Origin of the sequence: Neobacillus sp. NPDC058068, from assembly GCF_042885335.1 — a bacterium.
Lineage (GTDB): Bacteria > Bacillota > Bacilli > Bacillales > Cytobacillaceae > Neobacillus.
The window spans coordinates 29,336-53,328 of the sequence record NZ_JBHVSI010000027.1; the positions used below are offsets into that span (position 1 = coordinate 29,336).

At 42.2% G+C, this 23,993-nt stretch carries 23 protein-coding genes and 2 other annotated features; all 23 genes read right to left on the reverse strand.

Annotation, left to right across the window (positions count from 1 at the left end):
- Positions 1-146: 146 nt before the first annotated feature.
- The gene (tuf, locus tag ACFVSW_RS24530; protein ID WP_387319228.1) at positions 147-1,334 is read right to left on the reverse strand and encodes an elongation factor Tu; all 1,188 of its coding nucleotides are present in this window, start codon (positions 1,332-1,334) and stop codon (positions 147-149) included.
- A gap of 125 nt (positions 1,335-1,459) precedes the next feature.
- Positions 1,460-3,541 (reverse strand): elongation factor G, encoded by a 2,082-nt coding sequence (fusA, locus tag ACFVSW_RS24535; RefSeq protein ID WP_387319229.1) that lies wholly within the window; start codon positions 3,539-3,541, stop codon positions 1,460-1,462.
- 41 nt (positions 3,542-3,582) lie between these two features.
- On the reverse strand, positions 3,583-4,053 hold the full coding sequence (rpsG, locus tag ACFVSW_RS24540; RefSeq protein WP_387319230.1) for a 30S ribosomal protein S7: 471 nt from the start codon (positions 4,051-4,053) through the stop codon (positions 3,583-3,585).
- A 39-nt stretch (positions 4,054-4,092) separates the two neighbouring features.
- Complete coding sequence (rpsL, locus tag ACFVSW_RS24545; protein ID WP_248736895.1) at positions 4,093-4,515, reverse strand: 30S ribosomal protein S12; 423 nt, start codon at positions 4,513-4,515, stop codon at positions 4,093-4,095.
- Between the two features lie 104 nt (positions 4,516-4,619).
- Positions 4,620-4,868, reverse strand: coding sequence for a 50S ribosomal protein L7ae-like protein (locus ACFVSW_RS24550; protein WP_387319231.1), 249 nt, complete (start codon positions 4,866-4,868; stop codon positions 4,620-4,622).
- Positions 4,869-5,001: 133 nt separating this feature from the next.
- Complete coding sequence (gene rpoC, locus ACFVSW_RS24555; protein WP_387319232.1) at positions 5,002-8,601, reverse strand: DNA-directed RNA polymerase subunit beta'; 3,600 nt, start codon at positions 8,599-8,601, stop codon at positions 5,002-5,004.
- A gap of 91 nt (positions 8,602-8,692) precedes the next feature.
- The gene (rpoB, locus tag ACFVSW_RS24560; RefSeq protein ID WP_387319233.1) at positions 8,693-12,253 is read right to left on the reverse strand and encodes a DNA-directed RNA polymerase subunit beta; all 3,561 of its coding nucleotides are present in this window, start codon (positions 12,251-12,253) and stop codon (positions 8,693-8,695) included.
- Positions 12,254-12,509: 256 nt separating this feature from the next.
- Entirely contained in the window at positions 12,510-13,109 is a 600-nt protein-coding gene (locus ACFVSW_RS24565; RefSeq protein ID WP_387319234.1) for a class I SAM-dependent methyltransferase, read from the reverse strand.
- Positions 13,110-13,208: 99 nt separating this feature from the next.
- Positions 13,209-13,568 carry a 50S ribosomal protein L7/L12 gene (gene rplL, locus ACFVSW_RS24570; protein ID WP_387319235.1) on the reverse strand — a complete coding sequence of 120 codons (360 nt, stop codon included), beginning with the start codon at positions 13,566-13,568 and terminating at the stop codon, positions 13,209-13,211.
- A gap of 57 nt (positions 13,569-13,625) precedes the next feature.
- Positions 13,626-14,126: a 50S ribosomal protein L10 gene (gene rplJ, locus ACFVSW_RS24575; protein ID WP_387319236.1), complete on the reverse strand. Its 501-nt coding sequence runs from the start codon at positions 14,124-14,126 to the stop codon at positions 13,626-13,628.
- Between the two features lie 33 nt (positions 14,127-14,159).
- Positions 14,160-14,306, reverse strand: a sequence feature (ribosomal protein L10 leader region).
- A 53-nt stretch (positions 14,307-14,359) separates the two neighbouring features.
- Positions 14,360-15,058, reverse strand: coding sequence for a 50S ribosomal protein L1 (rplA, locus tag ACFVSW_RS24580; RefSeq protein WP_387319237.1), 699 nt, complete (start codon positions 15,056-15,058; stop codon positions 14,360-14,362).
- A gap of 226 nt (positions 15,059-15,284) precedes the next feature.
- Positions 15,285-15,710 (reverse strand): 50S ribosomal protein L11, encoded by a 426-nt coding sequence (gene rplK, locus ACFVSW_RS24585; RefSeq protein ID WP_066094659.1) that lies wholly within the window; start codon positions 15,708-15,710, stop codon positions 15,285-15,287.
- A gap of 213 nt (positions 15,711-15,923) precedes the next feature.
- The gene (nusG, locus tag ACFVSW_RS24590; RefSeq protein ID WP_024027920.1) at positions 15,924-16,457 is read right to left on the reverse strand and encodes a transcription termination/antitermination protein NusG; all 534 of its coding nucleotides are present in this window, start codon (positions 16,455-16,457) and stop codon (positions 15,924-15,926) included.
- 138 nt (positions 16,458-16,595) lie between these two features.
- A complete protein-coding gene (secE, locus tag ACFVSW_RS24595) occupies positions 16,596-16,778 on the reverse strand; it encodes a preprotein translocase subunit SecE (RefSeq protein WP_387319238.1) in 183 nt (60 codons plus the stop codon).
- A gap of 51 nt (positions 16,779-16,829) precedes the next feature.
- A complete protein-coding gene (gene rpmG, locus ACFVSW_RS24600; protein ID WP_387319239.1) occupies positions 16,830-16,976 on the reverse strand; it encodes a 50S ribosomal protein L33 in 147 nt (48 codons plus the stop codon).
- Between the two features lie 110 nt (positions 16,977-17,086).
- Complete coding sequence (gene sigH / locus ACFVSW_RS24605) at positions 17,087-17,692, reverse strand: RNA polymerase sporulation sigma factor SigH (RefSeq protein ID WP_387319255.1); 606 nt, start codon at positions 17,690-17,692, stop codon at positions 17,087-17,089.
- 115 nt (positions 17,693-17,807) lie between these two features.
- Complete coding sequence (locus ACFVSW_RS24610; protein ID WP_387319240.1) at positions 17,808-18,317, reverse strand: NYN domain-containing protein; 510 nt, start codon at positions 18,315-18,317, stop codon at positions 17,808-17,810.
- Between the two features lie 3 nt (positions 18,318-18,320).
- On the reverse strand, positions 18,321-19,064 hold the full coding sequence (rlmB, locus tag ACFVSW_RS24615) for a 23S rRNA (guanosine(2251)-2'-O)-methyltransferase RlmB (RefSeq protein WP_387319241.1): 744 nt from the start codon (positions 19,062-19,064) through the stop codon (positions 18,321-18,323).
- Complete coding sequence (locus tag ACFVSW_RS24620) at positions 19,065-19,484, reverse strand: Mini-ribonuclease 3 (protein WP_387319242.1); 420 nt, start codon at positions 19,482-19,484, stop codon at positions 19,065-19,067.
- Positions 19,485-19,488: 4 nt separating this feature from the next.
- Positions 19,489-20,886 (reverse strand): cysteine--tRNA ligase, encoded by a 1,398-nt coding sequence (gene cysS / locus ACFVSW_RS24625; RefSeq protein WP_387319243.1) that lies wholly within the window; start codon positions 20,884-20,886, stop codon positions 19,489-19,491.
- Positions 20,867-21,535, reverse strand: coding sequence for a serine O-acetyltransferase (gene cysE / locus ACFVSW_RS24630; protein ID WP_387319244.1), 669 nt, complete (start codon positions 21,533-21,535; stop codon positions 20,867-20,869). The genes cysS and cysE overlap by 20 nt, the downstream gene beginning before the upstream one ends.
- 57 nt (positions 21,536-21,592) lie before the next feature.
- Positions 21,593-21,837: a binding site (T-box leader), on the reverse strand.
- A gap of 46 nt (positions 21,838-21,883) precedes the next feature.
- Positions 21,884-23,341, reverse strand: coding sequence for a glutamate--tRNA ligase (gene gltX / locus ACFVSW_RS24635; protein ID WP_387319245.1), 1,458 nt, complete (start codon positions 23,339-23,341; stop codon positions 21,884-21,886).
- A gap of 173 nt (positions 23,342-23,514) precedes the next feature.
- Entirely contained in the window at positions 23,515-23,991 is a 477-nt protein-coding gene (gene ispF, locus ACFVSW_RS24640; protein WP_387319246.1) for a 2-C-methyl-D-erythritol 2,4-cyclodiphosphate synthase, read from the reverse strand.
- Between the last annotated feature and the right edge of the window lie 2 nt (positions 23,992-23,993).

Genomic DNA, 23,993 nt, shown 5'->3' on the forward strand with positions numbered 1-23,993 from the left:
AGCGGGACAGGTGAGACCCCGCAGGCGCTTTAGTGCCGAGGAGGCTCACCGCTCGCGCCTGGAACGGAAATCAACATTCTCTTTTAACACAGCAAAAAACAAAAAAGCAGATGGGTCGTCACCCATCTGCTTTTTCTATATTGTGATTACTCTTGGATTGTTGTGATTGAACCTGAACCTACTGTACGTCCACCTTCACGAATAGAGAACTTAGTTCCTTCTTCGATAGCAACTGGAGCGATAAGTTCAACAGTCATTTCAATGTGATCGCCAGGCATAACCATTTCTACGCCTTCTGGAAGATTACAAATACCTGTAATATCAGAAGTACGGAAATAGAATTGTGGACGATAGTTTGTGAAGAATGGAGTATGACGTCCACCTTCTTCTTTAGATAAAACGTAAACTTGTGCTTTGAACTTTGTGTGTGGAGTGATTGATTTCGGCTTAGCCAATACTTGGCCACGCTCGATTTCTTCACGTGCTACACCACGAAGAAGGGCACCAATGTTGTCTCCAGCTTCTGCAAAATCAAGAAGCTTACGGAACATTTCTACACCTGTTACAGTAGTAGATTTTGGCTCTTCAGTGAAACCTACGATTTCAACTACGTCACCAACTTTAACTACACCACGCTCAACACGTCCTGTAGCAACTGTTCCACGACCAGTGATTGAGAATACATCCTCAACTGGCATCATGAATGGTTTGTCAGTGTCACGTGTTGGTGTTGGAATGAACTCATCAACAGCAGTCATAAGTTCGATAACTTTTTCTTCCCATGCAGCTTCGCCTTCTAATGCTTTAAGAGCAGAACCTTTGATAACTGGAGTGTCATCGCCAGGGAAGTCGTATTCTGATAATAGATCACGAATTTCCATTTCTACTAACTCAAGAAGTTCTTCGTCATCAACCATGTCACACTTGTTCATGAATACTACAAGGTATGGTACGCCTACTTGACGAGAAAGAAGAATGTGCTCACGAGTTTGTGGCATTGGGCCATCAGTTGCAGATACAACTAGGATACCGCCGTCCATTTGTGCAGCACCAGTGATCATGTTTTTAACATAGTCAGCGTGTCCTGGGCAGTCTACGTGTGCATAGTGACGAGCATCAGTTTCGTACTCAACGTGTGATGTAGAAATTGTGATACCACGCTCTTTTTCTTCAGGTGCTCCGTCGATTTGATCATAACCGCGTGCTTCTGCTTTACCAGATTTAGCAAGTACAGAAGTGATTGCAGCTGTTAAAGTTGTTTTACCATGGTCAACGTGTCCAATTGTACCAATGTTAACGTGTGGCTTAGAACGGTCGAATTTAGCTTTTCCCATTAGAAAATCCTCCTCTTAATATAAAAGTTAAGTATATTTTTTATGGAAGCTGCAGGTGGTTGTCCCAACTTATCAGCTTCCATGCTTACAATAGTAGTTATACTTTAAAGAAAGGCGAAAATCAATTACTCACCTTTATTTTTTTTGATGATTTCTTCAGAAATTGATTTTGGTACTTCTTCGTAGTGATCAAAGTGCATAGAGAATACTCCACGGCCTTGTGTACTTGAACGAAGTGCAGTTGCATAACCAAACATTTCTGAAAGTGGAACCATTGAACGAACGACTTGTGCGTTACCACGAGCATCCATACCTTCAACACGGCCACGGCGAGCAGTGATTTGTCCCATGATATCTCCTAAATATTCTTCAGGAATTGTAACCTCAACCCTCATCATTGGCTCAAGGATTACTGGACTACACTTAGATGCAGCATTCTTAAGTGCCATTGAAGCGGCAATCTTAAACGCCATTTCTGAGGAGTCGACATCATGGTATGATCCATCGAACAATCTTGCTTTGATATCAACCAATGGATATCCAGCAAGAACACCACGATCAAGGGAATCTTCTAGACCAGCTTGAACGGCTGGGATGTATTCACGAGGAACGACACCACCGACAATTCCGTTAACAAACTCGAAGCCTTTACCTTCATCATTCGGTCCGAATTCAATCCAAACGTGTCCGTATTGTCCACGACCACCAGATTGACGAGCAAATTTACCTTCAACTTGGGCAGAACCACGGAAAGTTTCACGATAGGCAACTTGTGGTGCACCTACGTTAGCTTCAACCTTAAATTCACGACGCATACGGTCAACTAAAATATCAAGGTGAAGCTCTCCCATACCGGCAATGATAACCTGTCCAGTTTCCTGGTCAGTATGTGCACGGAATGTTGGATCTTCTTCTTGAAGCTTTTGTAATGCCGTAGTCATCTTGTCTTGGTCTGCTTTAGATTTTGGTTCTACTGAAAGTTGAATTACTGGCTCAGGGAATTGCATAGACTCTAGGATGACAAGGTTTTTATCATCACAAAGAGTGTCGCCAGTTGTTGTATCTTTCAGACCTACAGCTGCAGCAATGTCACCAGCAAAAACCTTTGAGATTTCTTGACGGCTGTTTGCATGCATTTGCAGGATACGTCCTACACGTTCACGTTTCCCTTTAGTAGAGTTCTGAACATATGAGCCAGACTCTAGCATTCCGGAGTAAACGCGGAAGAATGTTAATTTACCAACATAAGGGTCAGTCATAACTTTGAATGCAAGAGCTGAGAATGGCTCTTCGTCACTAGAATGACGTTCTACGACTACATCTTCTTCATCAGGTGCATGACCTTTGATTGCAGGTACGTCTAATGGAGATGGAAGATAATCGATAACTGCATCCAGCATCAGCTGAACACCTTTGTTTTTGAATGCTGATCCACAGATTACAGGGTAGAATTCAACATTAACGGTACCTTTACGAATGCCGGCTTTAAGCTCTTCTTTAGTGATTTCTTCACCACCAAGGTATTTCTCCATTAACTCTTCATCAAGTTCTGCTACTGCTTCAACTAGCTTCTCACGATATTCCTCTGCCAGTTCTTTATACTCTTCGGGAATCTCACGTACTTCAATATCAGTACCTAAGTCATTTCCGTAGAATGTCGCGTTCATTTCCACAAGGTCAATGATTCCGTTAAACTGATCTTCAGCACCAATTGGTAACTGAATTGCGTGCGCATTTGCTTGCAGACGGTCATGGATTGTTCCTATAGAATATAAGAAATCAGCACCAATTTTATCCATCTTATTAACATATACTACACGTGGTACACCATAAGTTGTTGCTTGACGCCAAACTGTTTCAGTTTGCGGTTCAACACCTGATTGTGCATCTAGAACAGCTACAGCGCCATCAAGGACACGAAGAGAACGTTCAACTTCAACTGTGAAGTCTACGTGTCCTGGTGTGTCGATGATATTTACGCGGTGACCCTTCCATTGTGCAGTTGTAGCTGCGGAAGTGATTGTGATTCCGCGTTCTTGTTCCTGCTCCATCCAGTCCATCTGAGAAGCGCCTTCGTGTGTTTCACCGATTTTATGAATCTTACCAGTGTAATAAAGAACACGCTCAGTGGTCGTCGTTTTACCAGCATCAATGTGAGCCATGATACCAATATTACGAGTGTTTGCTAAGGAGAACTCTCTTGCCATTGGGTCTTTCTCCTTCCTAGTTTAAAAGTTATAAGGTTAAATTACCAACGATAGTGCGCAAACGCTTTGTTTGCTTCTGCCATTTTGTGTGTATCTTCACGCTTTTTAACAGCTGCACCAGTGTTGTTAGCTGCATCCATGATTTCATTAGCTAAACGCTCTTCCATCGTCTTTTCTCCACGATTACGTGAATAGTTCACTAACCAGCGAAGACCAAGAGTTGTACGGCGGTCAGGGCGCACCTCAACTGGAACTTGATAGTTTGCACCACCTACACGGCGAGCTCTTACTTCAAGTACTGGCATGATGTTTTTCATCGCCGCATCGAAGATTTCCATTGGCTCTTTGCCGGTACGTTCACGAATGGTATCAAACGCTGAATAAAGAATCTCTTGAGATTTACCTCTTTTACCGTCAACCATCATTTTGTTGATTAGACGAGTAACTAATTTTGAATTATATAGCGGATCTGGTAATACGTCTCTTTTTGCTACAGGACCTTTACGTGGCATGTATTTTCCTCCTTTCAAAGAAGCTTCTATTTAAAGTGATTATTTTTTCGCTGCTTTTGGTCTCTTTGTACCATATTTTGAGCGACTTTGCATACGGTTGTTTACACCAGCTGTATCAAGTGCGCCACGGACGATATGATAACGTACCCCTGGTAAGTCTTTTACACGTCCTCCACGGATAAGAACAACACTGTGCTCTTGAAGGTTGTGGCCAATACCAGGAATGTATGCAGTCACCTCGATACCGTTTGTCAAACGTACACGAGCATATTTACGTAACGCTGAGTTCGGTTTCTTCGGAGTCATAGTACCAACACGAGTACATACTCCGCGTTTTTGTGGTGAAGATACATTCGTTTGTGATTTCTTAAAGCTGTTATAACCTTTATTAAGCGCAGGAGATTTTGACTTCTCCGCCACTGATTGACGAGGCTTGCGCACTAGTTGGTTAATAGTAGGCATGATTTGTTTCCTCCCTTCATTATTTGTAAGCCCACACATCCAGGTGGTTCATTTTTTGGCAAAAACAAAGTTTTTGCAGACTTCTCTATCTACAAAAACAGTTTTTAACGGATAATTGCAACTGCTGCAGCACCCACTTCAATCCCGCATGCTTTCCCAAGTTTTTTCTTGGAGTCTACATAGAGGACGGGAACATCCGATCCAAGAGCTTCACTGATAATTTTCGCTGTCAAGCTATTGTCAGCGTCATTAGCAACTACCATCTCTTTTACAAGTCCCTCTTTAAGTGCCTTCACTGTTTGTTTTGTTCCTATAACGATTCTTTGTGCCTGTAATACTTTTTCATAAGACATAAAGCATATCCTCCAAAGTATCAGGTGAATAGGAGCACCTTTGATATAGTAACATCTTCGCAAATGGATGTCAACACCACATTTTACTTTTCTTTAAATACGGTATCCGCCCAGAGGGCAGATACCGCGTTAATTAATCAATTGTTACGGTTTCTTCGGATGTTGTATCTCTTAGCACCGGCTCAGCTTTACGGTAACGCGGCATGCCAGTTCCAGCTGGAACAAGTTTCCCGATGATAACATTCTCTTTTAAGCCGAGTAATTCATCGCGCTTGCCTTTAATAGCTGCATCGGTAAGAACTCTTGTTGTTTCTTGGAACGATGCGGCAGACAAGAATGAATCTGTTTCAAGGGAAGCTTTCGTAATTCCAAGTAAGACTGGACGTCCTGTCGCTGGTAATTTCCCGCTTAAGAGTGCTTTTTCATTCGCATCCCTAAACTGATGAATATCAAGAAGTGTGCCTGGAAGAACATCTGTTTCACCTGCATCACTCACACGAACTTTACGGAGCATTTGACGAACCATTACTTCAACGTGCTTATCGCCAATTTCAACCCCTTGCATGCGGTAAACCTTTTGTACTTCACGCAATAGGTATTCTTGAACCGACTTAACGTCTTTCACTTTGATCAGTTCTTTCGGATCAATTGAACCTTCCGTTAACTCTTGGCCGCGTTCAATTGGATCATTGATTGCTACCTTCAAGCGCGCTGTATATGGCGCATTATAAGTACGTGATTCGACCTCACCTTGAACAACGATTTCATGCTGACGATCACGACCCTCATTAATGCCAACGACAATCCCGTCAATTTCTGAAATTACCGCAACCCCTTTCGGGTTACGAGCTTCAAAAATTTCTTGGATACGTGGTAAACCTTGGGTAATATCGTCTCCTGCTACACCACCAGTATGGAAAGTACGCATCGTTAACTGTGTACCTGGCTCACCGATGGATTGAGCAGCAATAATACCAACTGCTTCACCAACCTCCACCTCTTGACCAGTTGCCAAGTTACGGCCATAACACTTTTTACATACACCATGACGGGTATTACATGTAAATGCAGATCGGATTTTAACCTCTTCCACACCGGCACCAACAATGATTTCAGCTAAATCCTCAGTAATCAAGCCATTTTCCGGAACAAGAACTTCTTTTGTTTCAGGATGCTTGATAGCATTTCTTGCATAACGGCCAATTAGACGTTCGTCCAATCCTTCGATTATTTCAGTACCGTCTTTTAAGGCACTGATTAAGAAGCCGCGGTCAGTTCCGCAATCATCTTCACGAACAATAACATCCTGAGCAACATCAACAAGACGGCGTGTTAAATATCCAGAGTCAGCCGTTTTAAGGGCTGTATCAGCAAGACCTTTACGCGCACCGTGTGTAGAGATAAAGTACTCTAATACCGTTAATCCTTCACGGAAACTTGATTTGATTGGTAACTCAATGATTCGTCCAGCCGGGTTGGCCATCAGACCACGCATACCAGCAAGCTGTGTAAAGTTGGAAGCATTACCACGGGCACCGGAATCACTCATCATAAAGATTGGATTCGTTTTATTCAAGGATTTCATCAGTTTACCTTGAATAACATCTTTTGCTTGGCTCCAGATAGCGATAACACGATCATAACGTTCATCTTCAGTAATCAGACCACGTCTGAATTGCTTTGTCACATTATCAACTTTTGCTTGGGCCTCATGGAGGATCTGTTCCTTTTCGCCAAGAACGACAATGTCTGCTACCCCTACGGTAATACCAGCTTTTGTCGAATGTTTGAATCCTAAATCCTTCATGCGGTCAAGCATTTTGGACGTTTCGGTAATTTTGAAACGTTTGAATACTTCTGCAATGATATTTCCAAGAATCTTCTTTTTGAATGGATCAACTAAAGGCATTTGAATAATTTTCGCCCTAATGTCTTCCCCTTTTTCAACAAAATACTTCTGAGGCGTTTCAACCTCTAGATTATTTCTTGTTGGTTCATTGATATAAGGGAATGATTTCGGCAGAATTTCATTAAAAATAAGCTTACCAACCGTGGTAATTAACAGCTTATTGTTTTGTTCTTCCGTAAATGTTTCATTTCCCAATGAGCCAGCATGAACAGCAACTCGCGAATGGAAGTGAACATAACCATTTTGATAAGCAAGGATTGCCTCGCTTGTATCTTTAAAAATCATACCCTCGCCAATTGCGCCTTCTCGTTCTAGGGTTAAGTAATAGTTCCCTAATACCATGTCCTGGGAAGGAGTAACAACTGGTTTACCATCTTTAGGGTTCAAGATGTTTTGCGCAGCCAGCATTAACAGGCGTGCTTCCGCTTGAGCTTCAGATGATAGCGGTACGTGAACAGCCATTTGGTCACCGTCAAAGTCCGCATTGTATGCCGTACATACAAGTGGATGAAGACGAATTGCCCGTCCTTCAACAAGGGTTGGTTCAAATGCCTGAATTCCTAATCTATGCAATGTTGGGGCACGGTTTAATAAAACCGGATGCTCTCTGATGACATCTTCGAGTACATCCCAAACATCTGGTGAAACTCGTTCGATTTTACGTTTTGCTGATTTGATGTTGTGGGCTAAACCTTTCTCAACAAGTTCCTTCATCACAAATGGCTTGAAAAGTTCAAGTGCCATTTCTTTTGGAAGACCACATTGATACATTTTCAAGTTTGGTCCAACAACAATAACGGAACGTCCTGAATAGTCAACCCGTTTTCCAAGCAAGTTCTGACGGAAACGTCCTTGCTTTCCTTTTAGCATATGGGAAAGTGACTTTAATGGACGGTTACCAGGACCTGTGACCGGGCGGCCGCGACGGCCGTTATCAATCAAGGCATCAACCGCTTCTTGAAGCATCCGCTTTTCGTTTTGAACGATAATGCTCGGTGCACCAAGATCTAATAATCGCTTTAAACGGTTGTTACGGTTAATAACACGACGATAAAGGTCGTTTAAGTCAGATGTTGCAAATCTTCCCCCATCCAATTGAACCATTGGACGAAGCTCTGGCGGAATGACTGGAAGAACATCAAGAACCATCCAATCTGGCTCATTTCCTGAACCACGGAATGCCTCTAACACTTCAAGACGTTTAATAGCTCGTGTGCGGCGCTGGCCTTGAGCGGTTTTTAATTCTTCTTTTAAAAAGTCAACTTCCTTGTTTAAATCGATATCAGAAAGAAGTTTTTTTATCGCTTCTGCGCCCATGGCTGCTTGGAATTTGTTTCCGTACTTATCACGGTACGCGCGATATTCTTTTTCAGATAGAAGCTGCTTCTTATCAAGGGCGGTATCACCGGATTCTGTCACTACATACGAAGCGAAGTAAATGATTTCCTCCAAAGCCCGTGGTGACATGTCTAATACTAGTCCCATTCGGCTTGGAATCCCTTTGAAATACCAAATATGTGAAACAGGTGCAGCAAGCTCAATATGACCCATTCGTTCACGACGAACCTTTGCACGGGTTACTTCCACTCCACAGCGGTCACAAACGACGCCTTTATAGCGGACACGCTTGTATTTGCCGCAATGACATTCCCAGTCCTTTGTTGGACCGAATATTCTTTCGCAGAATAGACCGTCCTTTTCAGGCTTTAAAGTACGATAGTTAATGGTTTCTGGCTTTTTAACCTCTCCGAATGACCACGAGCGGATTTTATCCGGTGAAGCAAGACCAATTTTCATATACTCAAAATTATTAACGTCCAGCAAGGGGCCTACCTCCCTTTCGATCTCCAGGTTTTTCCCTTATTGCGAAGTAAAGCTGAAGCGCACGAAAGTGCGCTGCAGCTAGAATAAATAATTACTCTTTTGAACCGACTTTTTCTGATTCTAAGTTTTGCGCTTCAGGTGCAATGTTTAACGTATCGACTTGCTGTAAGTCATCATCATCTTCCGTATCGCGCATTTCAATTTCTTGTTCGTCACCGGAAAGAATTTTCACATCCATACCAAGACTTTGAAGTTCTTTAATTAATACCTTGAATGATTCTGGAACGCCTGGTTCCGGAACATTCTCACCTTTGACAATTGCTTCATATGTTTTCACACGGCCAACAACGTCATCTGATTTAACGGTAAGAATTTCTTGAAGTGTGTATGCTGCACCGTAAGCTTCAAGTGCCCAAACCTCCATCTCACCGAAGCGCTGTCCGCCAAATTGTGCTTTACCGCCAAGTGGCTGCTGCGTTACAAGTGAGTAAGGTCCAGTTGAACGGGCATGAAGCTTATCATCAACCATGTGTGCCAGTTTAATCATATACATGACACCAACAGAGACACGGTTATCAAATGGTTCACCGGAACGTCCATCATATAGAACTGTTTTTGCATCACGGGACATTCCCGCTTCTTCAATCGTTCCCCACACATCCTCCTCAGTGGCTCCATCAAATACCGGAGATGCCACATGAATACCAAGGTAACGGGCTGCCATCCCAAGATGAAGCTCTAACACCTGGCCAATGTTCATCCGTGATGGAACACCTAAAGGATTTAGCATGATATCAACAGGCGTGCCATCTGGTAAATACGGCATATCCTCTTCAGGTAAAATCCGAGAGATAACCCCTTTATTTCCGTGACGGCCAGCCATCTTATCGCCCTCATGAATCTTACGTTTCTGAACAATATATACACGGACAAGCTGATTTACTCCCGGTGGAAGTTCATCACCATCTTCACGATTAAACACTTTAACGTCGTGAACAATTCCGCCGCCGCCATGTGGAACTCTTAATGAGGTATCGCGTACTTCACGAGCTTTTTCTCCAAAAATAGCATGGAGTAGACGTTCTTCTGCCGTTAATTCGGTTACTCCTTTTGGCGTAACTTTACCTACAAGCAGGTCACCGTCTTTTACTTCCGCACCGGTGCGAATAATTCCACGCTCATCTAAATTGCGAAGCGCATCTTCACCCACGTTTGGAATATCACGGGTAATTTCTTCCGGTCCGAGCTTTGTATCACGGGATTCAGATTCGTATTCTTCAATATGAATCGATGTATAAACATCGTCTTTTACAAGACGTTCACTCATGATAATCGCATCTTCATAGTTATAGCCATCCCATGTCATAAACGCAACAAGTACATTACGTCCAAGGGCAAGTTCACCTAACTCCATGGAAGGACCATCGGCAAGGATTTCACCTTTTTTCACCCGGTTACCGACAGCAACGATTGGACGTTGGTTATAGCAAGTACCTTGGTTGGAGCGGATAAATTTCAAGAGCCGGTATTTTTTAAGATCACCTTTTACCTCTTGACCATCTACTTCTTTAATTTCACGTACCCAAACTTCACGCGCTTCAACATGTTCGACAATACCCTCATGCTTACAAATCACTGCTGCACCTGAGTCTTTTCCTGATACATATTCCATCCCCGTACCTACTCTTGGTGCTTCCGGCTGCATTAGTGGTACAGCCTGCCGCTGCATGTTCGCACCCATCAAGGCACGGTTAGAGTCATCGTTTTCAAGGAATGGGATACACGCCGTTGCCGCAGAGACAACCTGTTTAGGCGATACATCCATATAATCGATGCGATCGCGATTTACAACCGTGTTTTCACCACGGAAACGAGCAACAACATCGTTATCAAGGAATGAACCATCGTCATCAAGACGGGAATTTGCCTGTGCTACTACATAGTTATCTTCTTCATCTGCGGTTAAGTAATCGATTCGGCTCGTTACCTTTCCTGTGTCAGGATTAACACGACGGTATGGCGTTTCGATAAATCCAAAGCGATTAACTTTTGCATATGATGATAATGAGTTAATTAATCCAATGTTCGGACCCTCTGGTGTTTCAATCGGACACATCCGCCCATAGTGGGAATAGTGTACGTCACGAACCTCAAATCCGGCGCGTTCACGGGTTAAACCACCAGGCCCAAGGGCTGATAGACGACGCTTGTGTGTTAATTCAGCAAGCGGGTTTGTTTGATCCATGAACTGCGATAACTGCGAGCTTCCAAAAAACTCTTTTATCGAAGCAATAACTGGACGAATATTAATTAATTGCTGTGGTGTAATCGTTGCTGTATCTTGAATGGACATTCTTTCACGAACCACACGCTCCATCCGAGACAAACCAATACGGAACTGATTTTGCAGTAATTCCCCAACAGAACGAAGACGTCTGTTTCCTAAATGGTCGATATCATCCGTGTCGCCTACTCCATGTAATAAATTGAAGAAATAGCTAATTGATGAGATGATATCTGCAGGGGTAATATTTTTAATTGGTTCAGCCACATAGGCATTACCCAGTACATTAATGACCTTTTCATTCTCATCACCAGGCGCATAGATTTTGATTCCCTGAAGAATGATTTCATCTTCCACAACTCCGCCAACAGGACTGAAGCCTCTGAAATTAATATTTTTTTCAAGTGCCGGAATAATTCTGTCAAGATTTCTTCTGTCAAGAACAGTTCCCTTTTCAGCAATAATTTCCCCTGTTTCCGGATCGGCGAGTGATTCTGCTAAACGTTGATTGAATAGGCGGTTTTTAATATGAAGCTTTTTATTGATTTTATAACGCCCTACATTAGCAAGATCATAGCGCTTTGGATCAAAGAAGCGAGATACCAATAAACTCTTAGCATTATCAACGGTTGGCGGTTCACCTGGACGCAGACGCTCATAGATTTCTAAAAGCGCTTTGTCGACACCTTCCGTGTTGTCTTTCTCTAACGTATTGCGAATATACTCGTTATCTCCAATCAACTCGATAATTTCTTGATCAGAGCCGAAGCCTAGTGCACGCAAAAGAACCGTAACGGGCAGTTTCCGAGTACGATCTATTCTCACATATACGACATCTTTGGCATCTGTTTCATACTCCAGCCAAGCGCCGCGGTTCGGAATTACAGTAGCTGTAAATCCTTTCTTTCCATTCTTATCAAGTTTTCCATTATAGTACACGCTCGGTGAACGGACTAATTGTGAAACAATAACGCGTTCTGCCCCATTAATGACAAACGTGCCAGTCTCCGTCATAAGTGGAAAATCACCCATGAAGACATCTTGGTCTTTTACTTCACCAGTTTCTTTGTTTACAAGACGTACTTTCACACGCAATGGAGCAGAATATGTAACGTCCCGTTCTTTTGATTCTTCAACTGAATACTTTGGATCGCCAAGGCTGTAATCAATAAATTCCAGTGATAGGTTACCAGTAAAGTCTTCAATTGGTGAAATATCCTGAAACATTTCACGCAAACCCTCATCAAGAAACCATTGATATGAAGAGGTTTGGATTTCAATGAGATTTGGTAATTCTAATACTTCACTGATTCGTGCGTAACTTCTTCGTTGGCGGTGTCGTCCATACTGAACTAGTTGACCTGTCAACTGATTCACCCCTCAAATCAAGCGTTATTTATTAAATCTATTTACGTCTACCAGGAGGAAATAAACATCTTCCCAGCAGACAAAAAGAAAAAGGGTTTTTTAACCAAAAAACCACATTTTCACATTTTGGCTATTATTTTGTCATCTTTTCCTTCTTACTCCGTTTTTATACTAAAAAATAAGTATTTTTAGGAATAAATCGGAAATTATTATGATGGCATTTTATAATGCTACCACAACGGATATTTAGAGTCAACTACTTTGTTGCCTTTATGATAAAATAACCTTTGGATTTGTCAATAGTCTCTACAACGGAAAACATCGTCTCTAATTTTTCAAATGTAGATGGCGCCCCTTGTTTCTTTTGAATGACTACCCAAAGCGCGCCTCCAGAAACAAGATGCTCAAAGCTTTGTTCATATATATCATGAACCGTCTTTTTCCCTGCTCTTATTGGCGGGTTTGTTATGATGGCGGCAAACGTAGTTTCTTTTACACTTAGCAGCCGGTCACTCTCATAGATTTCAACATTGTTGATTCCATTCAGGGCTGCATTTTCCTTGGCCAGCTCTATCGCTCGTTCATTAACATCCACCATATGAACCTTACGTCCATGGTTTTCTTTCGCAATCGATAAACCAATCGGTCCATAGCCGCAGCCTACATCAAGAACAAGCCCTTCCACCTCCGGCATGATAAAAGACTCAATTAGCAAACGGGAGCCAAAATCTACTTCCTTTTTCGAAAAAACACCGTTATCGGTTTTAAAACGAAAAAGATGATTCTTTAGGGTGAAATCCCAATACTTCGGATCACTTTCAACCTTTTGAGTTCGAGAATAGTAGTGTTCAGACATCAGACTCACCTCCCGGGGAGTATTAAAAATAGAGGTAATCGGGGATATTTATCAAGCGAAAAAAAGCCCGCTTAAAAAGCGAGCTTTTTTATAGAAAAATTACTTAACTTCAACGTTAGCTCCAACTTCAGCAAGCTTAGCTTTAACTTCTTCAGCTTCTTCTTTAGAAACGCCTTCTTTAAGAGCTTTTGGTGCGTTGTCAACAAGGTCTTTTGCTTCTTTAAGTCCAAGACCAGTGATTTCACGAACAACTTTGATAACTTTGATTTTTTGGTCGCCAGCGCTAGCTAGGATTACATCAAATTCAGTTTGCTCTTCAACAGCTGCAACAGCCGCGCCGCCCATTGCTACTGGAGCAGCAGCAGTTACGCCGAATTCTTCTTCGATTGCTTTTACTAGATCGTTAAGTTCTAAAACAGTCATAGATTTAACTGCTTCAATGATTTGTTCTTTAGTCATGATTAAGTTTCCTCCTTAGTTTTCGTTCAAGTTTATTGGTTAAAGCTTAAGTTTAACTTACGCGCCTTGTTCTTCTTTTTGATCTGCCACAGCTTTTGCAGCAAGAGCAAGATTGCGAATTGGAGCTTGTAGTACGCTGAGTAGCATAGATAGCAAGCCTTCGCGTGATGGTAGGTCAGCAAGAGCTTTGATTTCTTCAGCCGTTGCAACGTTCCCTTCAATTACACCTGCTTTAAGTTCAAGTGCTTCATGCTTCTTCGCGAAATCATTCAAAATTTTAGCTGGTGCTACAACATCTTCGGTACTGAACGCGATTGCGTTTGGACCTGTTAATGCTTCGTTTAAGCCTGAAAGCTCAACAGCTTCAGCCGCACGGCGTACCATTGAGTTTTTGTACACCTTAAACTCGACGCCAGCTTCGCGAAGTTGTTTACGAAGTTCAGTAACTTCAGAAACAGTAAGACCACGATAATCAACAACAACAGTTGATACACTCGCTTTTAATTTATTTGAAATTTCTTCAACAATGTGTTTCTTTGCTTCGATTGCACTGCTCATCTTTACACCTCCTGTAGAATATCTACATTTATACCAGGTAAGTAAAAGCCTCCATATCAGTTTTCAGACATGGAGGCAGCATACATCAGCTGAAACGGTTCAGCTAAATCTATTCTCTAACCTCGGCAGGAAATTAAGCGCAAACGCACCTGCTGTCTACAGTACAAATGTTTATTATTTTAAACAACATAACAGATTATATAAAATGTAGTTATGTTTGTCAATTGGAAAAATTACTTAACTGCAACGGATGAAGGATCTACCTTCACTCCAGGTCCCATTGTTGAAGCAACAGTTACGTTCTTCATGTATGTGCCTTTTGCAGCAGCAGGCTTAACTTTTAACAAGGTTTCAAACACAGTGTTAAAGTTCTCAACCAACTTTTCGTTTTCGAAAGATGCTTTACCGATTGGTACGTGGATGTTGCCAGACTTATCAACGCGGTATTCAACTTTACCTGCTTTAATTTCATTGATTGCTCTTGTTACATCAAATGTAACAGTACCTGTTTTAGGGTTTGGCATTAAGCCTTTTGGTCCTAATACACGTCCAAGTTTACCAACTTCACCCATCATGTCAGGAGTTGCAACGATAACATCAAATTCAAACCAACCTTGTTGGATTTTGTTGATGTATTCTGCATCGCCTACATAATCAGCGCCAGCTGCTTCTGCTTCCTTCACTTTTTCACCCTTCGCGAATACTAATACGCGTTGAGTTTTACCAGTTCCGTTTGGAAGTACAACTGCACCACGGATTTGTTGGTCTGCTTTCTTAGGGTCAACGCCTAAACGGAAAGCAACTTCAAGAGTCGCATCAAATTTTGTGTAGTTTGTTTTCTTTGCAAGATCAATTGCTTCTGCAATTGGGTATGCCTTTAGGCGATCTACAAGCTTAGTCGCTTCTAAATACTTTTTACCTTTTTTAGCCATTTTTATTTCCTCCTAGAATGTGGTTTTAACGTTGAATAACTCCCACTTATTAAAGCGGAGGCGCCTTGTTCAGCCCCGACAGGCATAAGACGAGCCGGCTAGAAGGTTGTTCTTTAACCTTCTGGGCGGATTGGCTTATGACCCGAGGGGCTAGGCGCCGCAGCTAGCAAAGAATAAAGGTTGCGTAACCACGCAACCCCCACTCATTACAAACAGTTCACATGGATTAGTCTTCGATAACGATTCCCATGCTGCGTGCAGTACCTTCAACCATGCGCATTGCTGCTTCAACGCTTGCTGCGTTTAGGTCAGGCATTTTTTGTTCCGCAATCCCGCGTACTGTATCACGCTTTACTGTTGCTACTTTATTACGGTTAGGTTCACCTGAACCAGACTGAATTCCAGCTGCTACTTTCAATAGAACGGCAGCAGGAGGAGTTTTCGTAATAAATGTAAATGAACGGTCTTCAAAAACCGTGATTTCAACAGGAATGATCAATCCAGCTTGATCTGCTGTACGAGCGTTAAATTCTTTACAGAATCCCATGATGTTAACACCGGCTTGACCTAGTGCAGGACCAACTGGCGGCGCTGGGTTTGCTTTACCAGCAGGAATTTGTAATTTAACAACTTTAATTACTTTTTTAGCCACGAGACACACCTCCTTAAAGTCCGTGATGTGGTAATTGGGAACCTTTGGAACCCTCCCACTCAGGTATCTGTCCTTATATATTAATCATAAAGAACTTGATTAAAGTCTTGTCTCATTAAGAGACATACTGACCTATGAAATATTACCACTTTTTAAAAATGATTTCAAGTTTTTTTACAATATCAGTTTATTTTTCTTTAAAACCTAATTAAATTATAGTTTTTCAATTTGTGTAAAATCTAGTTCTACCGGGGTATCCCGTCCGAACATATTTACAAGAACTTTTAGTTTTGATCTGTCCTTGTCCAATTCTTCAATAGACCCCGTGAAGTTTGCGAATGGACCTTCCTTCACCCGTACTGTTTCCCCGAGTTCATAATTAACATCGACACGTTTTTCTTCTACGCCCATCCGTTTAAGAATCATCACTACTTCTTCCGGAAGCAGCGGGGTTGGTTTGGAACCCGATCCCGCAGAGCCGACAAATCCTGTTACACCAGGGGTATTGCGAACAACATACCAAGAATCGTCCGTCATCACAATTTCAACCAGGACATACCCTGGAAACACTTTCCTTTTGACTACTTTTTTCTTGCCATTTTTGAAATCAGTTTCTTCTTCTTCTGGAACAACGACACGGAATATTTTATCCGACATCCCCATTGATTCCACACGCTTTTCTAAGTTGGCTTTTACTTTATTTTCATACCCCGAGTACGTATGAACTACATACCAATTCTTTTCCATTTAAGAGGACTAGAGCGTCCGTCCCTCCCTATTCTATCAGTTCAAAATTTGTTTTTAAGCAAATGAAAAAACCCGCATAGACGGGCTTTTAGATAAAATTTCCTTATTAATCACCATTATACCACGAAAGGTAACTTATTATTCAAGAATTAAACGAATCAATTTTGAAATTCCTAAATCAAGAACGGCGAAGAACGCTGCGAAAAAAACAACGGTCGATAATACAGTAACGGTGGAACGAGTTAATTCACCGCGCTTTGGCCAACTGACCTTTCTCATTTCACGGATAACATCACTGAAGAACTTCGTTATGCGCTGCATCTTTAGTAACCCCCAAAATCTAAAAATAACTGCTAGAAAATCTATCTACTTTTATTTTGTTTCCCGGTGTACCGTTTGGGCTGTGCAAGTTTTGCAGAATTTCTTCAATTCTAACCTTTTTGTTTGTGTCTCTTTGCTGACGGTCGAATAATTCCGCGAGCCGCAGTCAACACAAGCAAGAATTACCTTTTTGCTCATATTTCGACACCTTCACCCATTTTTCTTTATATCCTTAAAAATGTAACACGACACCTAATTAATGTCAATATCTAATAAGAACGGATTCAACATAATCGCAATGATTCAATTTACAAGGAAAATTCCCGAATTTCTAAGTATCGTTCAAGCTTTCTTTTCACTCGCTGCAAGGCATTATCAATCGATTTAACATGGCGGTTAAGCTCCTCCGAAATCTCTTGATATGATTGACCATCTAAGTAAAGGGCTAGAACTTTCCGCTCTAAGTCGCTTAATAATTCAGACATTTTTACCTCTATATGGTCATATTCCTCTTGATTAATAATTAATTCTTCCGGGTCAAGTACTTTAGCACCTGACAGAACATCCATTAATGTCCGGTCTGATTCTTCATCATAAATAGGCTTGTCCAAAGAGACATAGGAATTCAACGGGATATGCTTCTGCCGTGTTGCCGTTTTAATCGCAGTAATAATTTGTCGGGTTATACACAGCTCGGCAAACGCCTTGAAGGAGGTAAGCTTGTCTTCGCGGAAGTCTCGAATCGCCTTATAAAGTCCGATCATTCCTTCTTGGACAATATCTTCCTTATCAGCGCCAATTAAAAAATAGGATCTTGCTTTTGCACGTACAAAATTACGATACTTATGGATTAAATAATCCAATGCTTCACTATCACCCTGATGCACTAAGTCGACAATTTCCTCATCTTCCATTACGAAGAAATGGTCATTGCTTTTTGTCCTGAAGTCCGTACTCAACGTAGATCCCCTCCACCGAACAAGCATAGATATTAATAGTATACATTAGAAGTAATTTGAAGTCGAGAGCTCATTTCTGTCCTCTGCGCCATTTTTCAAAAATTTCTGCCATTTCTTCGCTAATCGGTATTTTGGAAACTGGTTTTTTTTCTTGAATGTTCTTCACTTTTTTTTCAATGCCTTTTTCAATCGAGGACATTTCTATAAGGAGCTCGCGTGCTGACTTCCTTAGAGCCCCTTGTCCGAAAATCGCCCATTGTTCTGTGAAATCCGACGTGGCAACATGCACCTGCGTTCTCCGATTATTTAAACTAATGGCTAACTTTTCAATCCGCTCATCCGCTGTTTCATTTTCCTTTGTAAAAATGACCTCTACTTTATGGTTTTTATATTTTTTTTCTGTCCCTTGCACATAATAGGCATCGAAAACAACTATTACACGGTAACCGGAAAATGCCTGGTATTCCGCCATTCTTTCCACTAAGCGGTCCCTGGCCGCGGGCAGGTCACGATCCTTTAACACCTTTAGTTCTGGCCAGGCACCGATAATGTTATATCCATCAACGAGCAGGATATCCATAAGCTACCTCTCGAGCGGATGCCGTTTTCGATAAACCTCATACATGAGCAATGACGCAGCCACAGAGGCATTCAAGGATGTTACTTTCCCGGCCATCGGCAAATGAATGAGAAAATCACATTTTTCTCCGATAAGCCGGCCCATCCCTTTCCCTTCACTGCCGATGACTAAGCCCAGTGGCAGTGTGCCATCTATTTGGCGGTAATCTTGTTTGCCTTTGGCGTCCGTTCCGGCAATCCATACGCCTCGTTCCTTTAATTCATCAATCGTCCGCGCCATATTGGTCACGCGGGCTACCGGTATATATTCAATTGCGCCTGTCGAAGCTTTTGCGACTGTCGCCGTTAACCCCACAGCCCTTCGCTTCGGAATTATAATCCCATGGGCGCCGACCGCATCCGCCGTTCTCATAATCGAACCAAGGTTATGCGGGTCCTCAATTTCATCCAACAACAAGAAGAATGGAGGTTCATTTTTCTTTTCAGCCGCCGCAAACAAATCATCAATTTCCGCATATTGATAGGCAGCAACATAGGCCAAGACCCCTTGATGATTTTCTCCTGAGATTTGGTCTATTTTTTTCTTCGGGACAAATTGAACGAGCACATTTGCTTCTTTTGCTAATTGGGTAATCTGCTGCATCTGCCCGCGCTGCGACCCTTCTGCAATTAAGATTTTATTAATATCCCTTTCTGATTTAAGTGCTTCGATAACTGGATTTTTCCCCACGATGTATTCCTGGTCCATCTAGCGCTCCTCCTTTCTTTCCTCCACATATAAAAATGCTTTCTGAATAAGCTCCTCTAAACGATTCTGCTTACCAGTCAAATATAAATATCCCATCAACGCTTCAAACGCTGTACTGTAGTGATAGGTCTGGACATCTGTATTTTTCGGAACGGTCCCTGATTTTGCATTTCTGCCGCGGCTAACCACAGCTAATTCTTCCTCATCCAACAGGTTATCTTCCTTCATTTGAAAAAGAATATGGCATTGCGCCTTCGCTGAAACGTACTTCGTTGCCGTACGATGCAGCTGATTCGGCCTAACCTTACCGCTGTACAACAGGTGCCGCCTTACATAGGTTTCAAAGATTGCGTCACCCATGTAGGCCAGCGCGAGGCTGTTTAATTGTTTTACATCAATTGTCTGTTCATAATCAAGCATAAACTCAGCCTCTTTTCCACCTAGTACCTTGCGGTGTGTCTTCTAAAATAATATTCATGTCCTTTAATTGATCTCTAATTTGATCAGACAATTGGAAGTTCCGGTCTTTCCGTGCCTGAATTCGTTTTTCAATCAGTGCATCAATTTCTTCATCCAATAATTCTTCAATTTCAAGCGTCAGCCCTAGAACACGAAATAATTCGTCGAATTGGTTCGTAAATGCATCAATAACTTCCACTGCAGTATTCTTTTCTAAAAGGTAATAATTAGCCAGCTTTGAAAGATCAAATAAAACGGAAATGGCCTTAGCTGTGTTAAAGTCATCATCCATTGCCTCAATAAATTGTTCACGGGAAGCAGCAATTTTATTAAGCCACTCATGATTATTATCTGTTAAATTCGTACTCGCTTCTTTGCGATGCTTTAAATTTTGATAAGAGGTTGTCAAGCGTTCCAAGGCTGCCTTTGTACTTTCCAATAATTCCTCGCTGTAATTAATCGGATTGCGGTAATGGACGGATAACATAAAGAACCGTAACACTTGCGGATTATGTTTTTGAATAATTTCATGAACCAACACAAAATTGCCAAGTGACTTAGACATTTTTTCATTATCGATGTTAATATAGCCGTTGTGCATCCAGTAGTTGGCAAAAGGTTTCCCGGTAAGGGCCTCTGTTTGAGCAATTTCATTCTCATGGTGAGGGAACGTTAGATCCTGACCGCCGGCATGGATGTCGATCGTTTCGCCTAAGTACTTTTTCGCCATTGCTGAGCATTCAATATGCCAGCCTGGCCGGCCAAGACCCCATGGGCTTTCCCAGTAGATTTCCCCTTCTTTTACCGCCTTCCATAAGGCAAAGTCTAGGTCATCTTGCTTTTTATCACCGACTTCAATTCTTGCTCCAACCTGCAAATCATCGATTGATTGATGGGAAAGCTTACCGTAACCATCAAATTTTCTTGTCCGAAAATAAACATCGCCTTCTGATTCATACGCATAGCCCTTTTCGATCAATTGGCTAATGAAATCAATGATGATTCCCATGTTTTCCATAACCCGTGGATGGACATCTGCTTTTTGGCAGCCTAATGCGGAAACATCCTCATGGTAGGCGTTGATAAAACGGTCGGCAACGGCTGGAACATCTTCCCCTAACTGATTGGCAGCCCGGATTAACTTGTCATCTACATCGGTAAAGTTCGATACGTACTTGACATCATAGCCGCGGTATTCAAAATAGCGCCGGACCGTATCAAAGACAATTGCCGGGCGGGCATTTCCAATATGAATATAATTATAGACTGTCGGACCGCAAACATACATTTTGACCTTTCCTTCTTCGAGCGGTACGAACGTTTCTTTCTTGCGCGTAAGTGTATTATAAATTTGAATGTTCATTGAAATTAATCCTTTCACCTTTGATATCTTCCAGTTCTTTCTTTAGCTCATTTAGTTCATTTTGCATTTCTCTTAAGCGGTCCGCAACCGGATCTGGCAGGTCACAGTGGTTTAAGTCCTTATTAATCCGTTTCCCATCTTGAATGACAACCCTGCCCGGAATCCCTACTACGGTTGAATTAGGGGGCACTTCTTTTAAGACAACCGAGCCGCCGCCAATTTTGGAATTCTCTCCAATTGTAATCGATCCGAGTACTTTCGCTCCGGTGGCAATGAGGACATTATCCTTAATCGTTGGATGCCGTTTCCCTTTTTCTTTCCCCGTTCCACCCAGCGTTACTCCTTGATAGATAGTTACATTATCCCCAATTTCACAGGTTTCCCCAATCACCACTCCCATACCGTGGTCAATAAAGAATTTCCTTCCTATTTTTGCCCCTGGGTGAATTTCAATTCCGGTAAAAAACCGGCTTATCTGCGAAATCACCCTGGCAAGGAAAAGTAATTTACGATTAAATAATGCGTGTGCCACCCGATGCGCCCAAATAGCGTGTAATCCTGAATAGGTCAGGATTACCTCAATGGAGCTTCTTGCTGCAGGATCCTGTTCAAAAACGACCTCAACGTCCTCCCTCAACTTTTTGAACATTGCCATTCCCCCTGTTTTTTGAATAAATAAAACGTAAAAAGCGCCCCTGTCGTATTCGACAGAGACGCTTGTGCGTGGTTCCACTCTGATTAGACCGGATTAGCTCATCAGAAATTGAAGCTAGATGCTGGTCTCACTCTGCCTGTTAACGGATAGGTTCCGCCCATATCTACTAGAGTTGACTCTTTCGAAATGGGACTCAGAGGTGCATTTCAAAAAATGAGAAGCTTAAACCACTTTCAGCCGGTGATGGTTCTCTCTTTCAGCATCATTTTTTTACTTTTCCTCTTCAACACTTTAGAATGTATGAAATTCTTTCTTTTACTATATTACATTTCCCCAATAATGTTAACCAATAATTTTTTGAATTCTCATTTGGACTTTATTTTTACCTAAGAGTTCGATTGCTTGCGGCAGGTCTGGTCCGTGTGTCTGACCTGTTACTGCGGCACGAATCGGCATAAATAGATTCTTTCCTTTTTGGCCGGTGGACTTTTGCACAGCTTTCATCGCTGCCTTAATTCCATCGGCTTGGAAGCTTTCAAGCTGGTCAAGTTCGTTTGAAAATGCTTTTAATACTTCCGGCACCTGTTCCCCGGAGAGAATTTCCTTTGCATCTTCTTCATATTCAGCATCATCTTTAAAGAACATATCTGATAATTCAACGATTTCAGCACCAAAGCTCATTTTTTCCTGTAGCAGGGCTGCTAATCCGCGAGCCCAATGATGCTCTTCATCAGTCAAATTTGCACTTAAATGTCCTGCCTTAATTAAGTGTGGAAGCGCAAGCTCAAGGACCCGGTCAACCTCAATCTTTTTCATGTATTGATTGTTCATCCATGTAAGCTTTTGCTTATCAAATAAGGCGGGTGATTTGGAGAGGCGGTTCGCATCAAACAGCTCAATAAACTCATTCTTAGAGTGAATTTCCTCTTCACCACCTGGCGACCAGCCAAGCAAGGTTATAAAGTTAAATAAAGCTTCCGGAAGATAGCCCAAATCTTCATATTGTTCAATGAATTGAATAATCGATTCATCACGCTTGCTTAGTTTCTTGCGGCTTTCATTAACAATCAATGTCATATGGCCAAAAATTGGCGGCTCCCAGCCCAATGCCTCATACACCATCAGCTGTTTAGGCGTGTTAGAAATATGATCATCGCCGCGGAGGACATGGGAAATCTCCATTAAATGATCGTCAATGGCTACAGCAAAATTATAGGTTGGCGTTCCATCCTTTTTTATAATGACCCAGTCGCCCATTCCTTCTGATTCAAAGGAAACAGGTCCTTTTACCATATCATTAAACGTATAGGTCTTCCCTTCAGGTACTGCGATACGAATGCTTGGTTCGCGGCCTTCGCTTTCTAGTCTTTGACGGTCTTCCGGAGTTAAATGACGGCATTTACCGGAATAATGGGGATTTTCGCCCCTTTCAGATTGGGCCTCGCGCTCGGCTTCAATCTCAGCTTCTGTACAATAACATTTGTACGCATGTCCTGTCTCGAGCAATTGTTTATAGTACGTTTCGTAAATATCATTTCTTTCAGATTGACGGTACGGGCCAAACTCCCCGCCCACATCGACACTTTCATCCCAATCGATGCCAAGCCATTTTAAATATTTTAACTGGCTTTCTTCGCCACCGGCAATATTCCGTTTTTTATCCGTATCCTCAATGCGGATAATAAATTTCCCGCCTTGATTCCGAGCAAACAAATAATTGAATAGTGCTGTACGGGCATTCCCTATATGTAAATGTCCTGTTGGACTTGGAGCATACCTTACACGAACTTCGTTTGACATAATAATGCCTCCATTCAGAAAAGCGGAAGCGCCTTGCTCAGGGGCGACAGGCATAAGACGAGCCGGCGAGAAGGCTGTTCTTTAGCCTTCTTGACGGATTGGCTTATGACCCGAGCCCCTAGGCGCTGAAGCTAGACACTTTTCCAAGTTTAAATTTTCACTAAAATATTTTATCATTTCTTTTTCAATAAAACTACTACTTGGGAGGCAATTCCCTCGCCCCTACCGGCAAAGCCGAGCTTCTCCGTCGTTGTCGCCTTTACATTGATTTGCTCCGGTGCTGCTTCTAGCAATTCGGCAATCCGTGCACGCATTTGCTCAATGTAGGGGGCCATTTTTGGCTTTTGTGCGATAATGGTACAATCGGCATTGACAAGCTCGTACCCTTTTTCCTTAACGAGCTGCCAAACATGCTCCATCAGCTTCGCGGAGTCGGCATCCTTAAAGTTTGGATCGGTATCTGGAAAATGTTTTCCGATATCGCCTTCCCCAATTGCCCCAAGACAAGCATCGGAAACCGTATGTAATAATACATCGGCATCGGAATGGCCCAAAAGGCCTTTTTCATAAGGAATCGTGATGCCGCCAATAATCAGCGGACGTCCTTCTGTTAATTGGTGAACATCAAAGCCTTGTCCAATTCGAAACATCA

Excerpts from the sequence above, each read along its gene's own strand:
- ACFVSW_RS24620 (WP_387319242.1), bottom strand. The coding sequence starts at position 19,484 with ATGCTTGATTATGAACAGACAATTGATGTAAAACAATTAAACAGCCTC.
- sigH (WP_387319255.1), bottom strand. The coding sequence starts at position 17,692 with ATGGAAGATGAGGAAATTGTCGACTTAGTGCATCAGGGTGATAGTGAA.
- cysS (WP_387319243.1), bottom strand. The coding sequence starts at position 20,886 with ATGAACATTCAAATTTATAATACACTTACGCGCAAGAAAGAAACGTTC.
- cysE (WP_387319244.1), bottom strand. The coding sequence starts at position 21,535 with ATGTTCAAAAAGTTGAGGGAGGACGTTGAGGTCGTTTTTGAACAGGAT.
- ACFVSW_RS24565 (WP_387319234.1), bottom strand. The coding sequence starts at position 13,109 with ATGTCTGAACACTACTATTCTCGAACTCAAAAGGTTGAAAGTGATCCG.
- nusG (WP_024027920.1), bottom strand. The coding sequence starts at position 16,457 with ATGGAAAAGAATTGGTATGTAGTTCATACGTACTCGGGGTATGAAAAT.
- ACFVSW_RS24610 (WP_387319240.1), bottom strand. The coding sequence starts at position 18,317 with ATGGATATCCTGCTCGTTGATGGATATAACATTATCGGTGCCTGGCCA.
- gltX (WP_387319245.1), bottom strand. The coding sequence starts at position 23,341 with ATGTCAAACGAAGTTCGTGTAAGGTATGCTCCAAGTCCAACAGGACAT.
- fusA (WP_387319229.1), bottom strand. The coding sequence starts at position 3,541 with ATGGCAAGAGAGTTCTCCTTAGCAAACACTCGTAATATTGGTATCATG.
- tuf (WP_387319228.1), bottom strand. The coding sequence starts at position 1,334 with ATGGGAAAAGCTAAATTCGACCGTTCTAAGCCACACGTTAACATTGGT.
- rplA (WP_387319237.1), bottom strand. The coding sequence starts at position 15,058 with ATGGCTAAAAAAGGTAAAAAGTATTTAGAAGCGACTAAGCTTGTAGAT.
- rlmB (WP_387319241.1), bottom strand. The coding sequence starts at position 19,064 with ATGGACCAGGAATACATCGTGGGGAAAAATCCAGTTATCGAAGCACTT.
- rpsL (WP_248736895.1), bottom strand. The coding sequence starts at position 4,515 with ATGCCTACTATTAACCAACTAGTGCGCAAGCCTCGTCAATCAGTGGCG.
- rplJ (WP_387319236.1), bottom strand. The coding sequence starts at position 14,126 with ATGAGCAGTGCAATCGAAGCAAAGAAACACATTGTTGAAGAAATTTCA.
- ispF (WP_387319246.1), bottom strand. The coding sequence starts at position 23,991 with ATGTTTCGAATTGGACAAGGCTTTGATGTTCACCAATTAACAGAAGGA.
- rpsG (WP_387319230.1), bottom strand. The coding sequence starts at position 4,053 with ATGCCACGTAAAGGTCCTGTAGCAAAAAGAGACGTATTACCAGATCCG.
- ACFVSW_RS24550 (WP_387319231.1), bottom strand. The coding sequence starts at position 4,868 with ATGTCTTATGAAAAAGTATTACAGGCACAAAGAATCGTTATAGGAACA.
- rplL (WP_387319235.1), bottom strand. The coding sequence starts at position 13,568 with ATGACTAAAGAACAAATCATTGAAGCAGTTAAATCTATGACTGTTTTA.
- secE (WP_387319238.1), bottom strand. The coding sequence starts at position 16,778 with ATGCAGCGCATAACGAAGTTCTTCAGTGATGTTATCCGTGAAATGAGA.
- rpmG (WP_387319239.1), bottom strand. The coding sequence starts at position 16,976 with ATGAGCAAAAAGGTAATTCTTGCTTGTGTTGACTGCGGCTCGCGGAAT.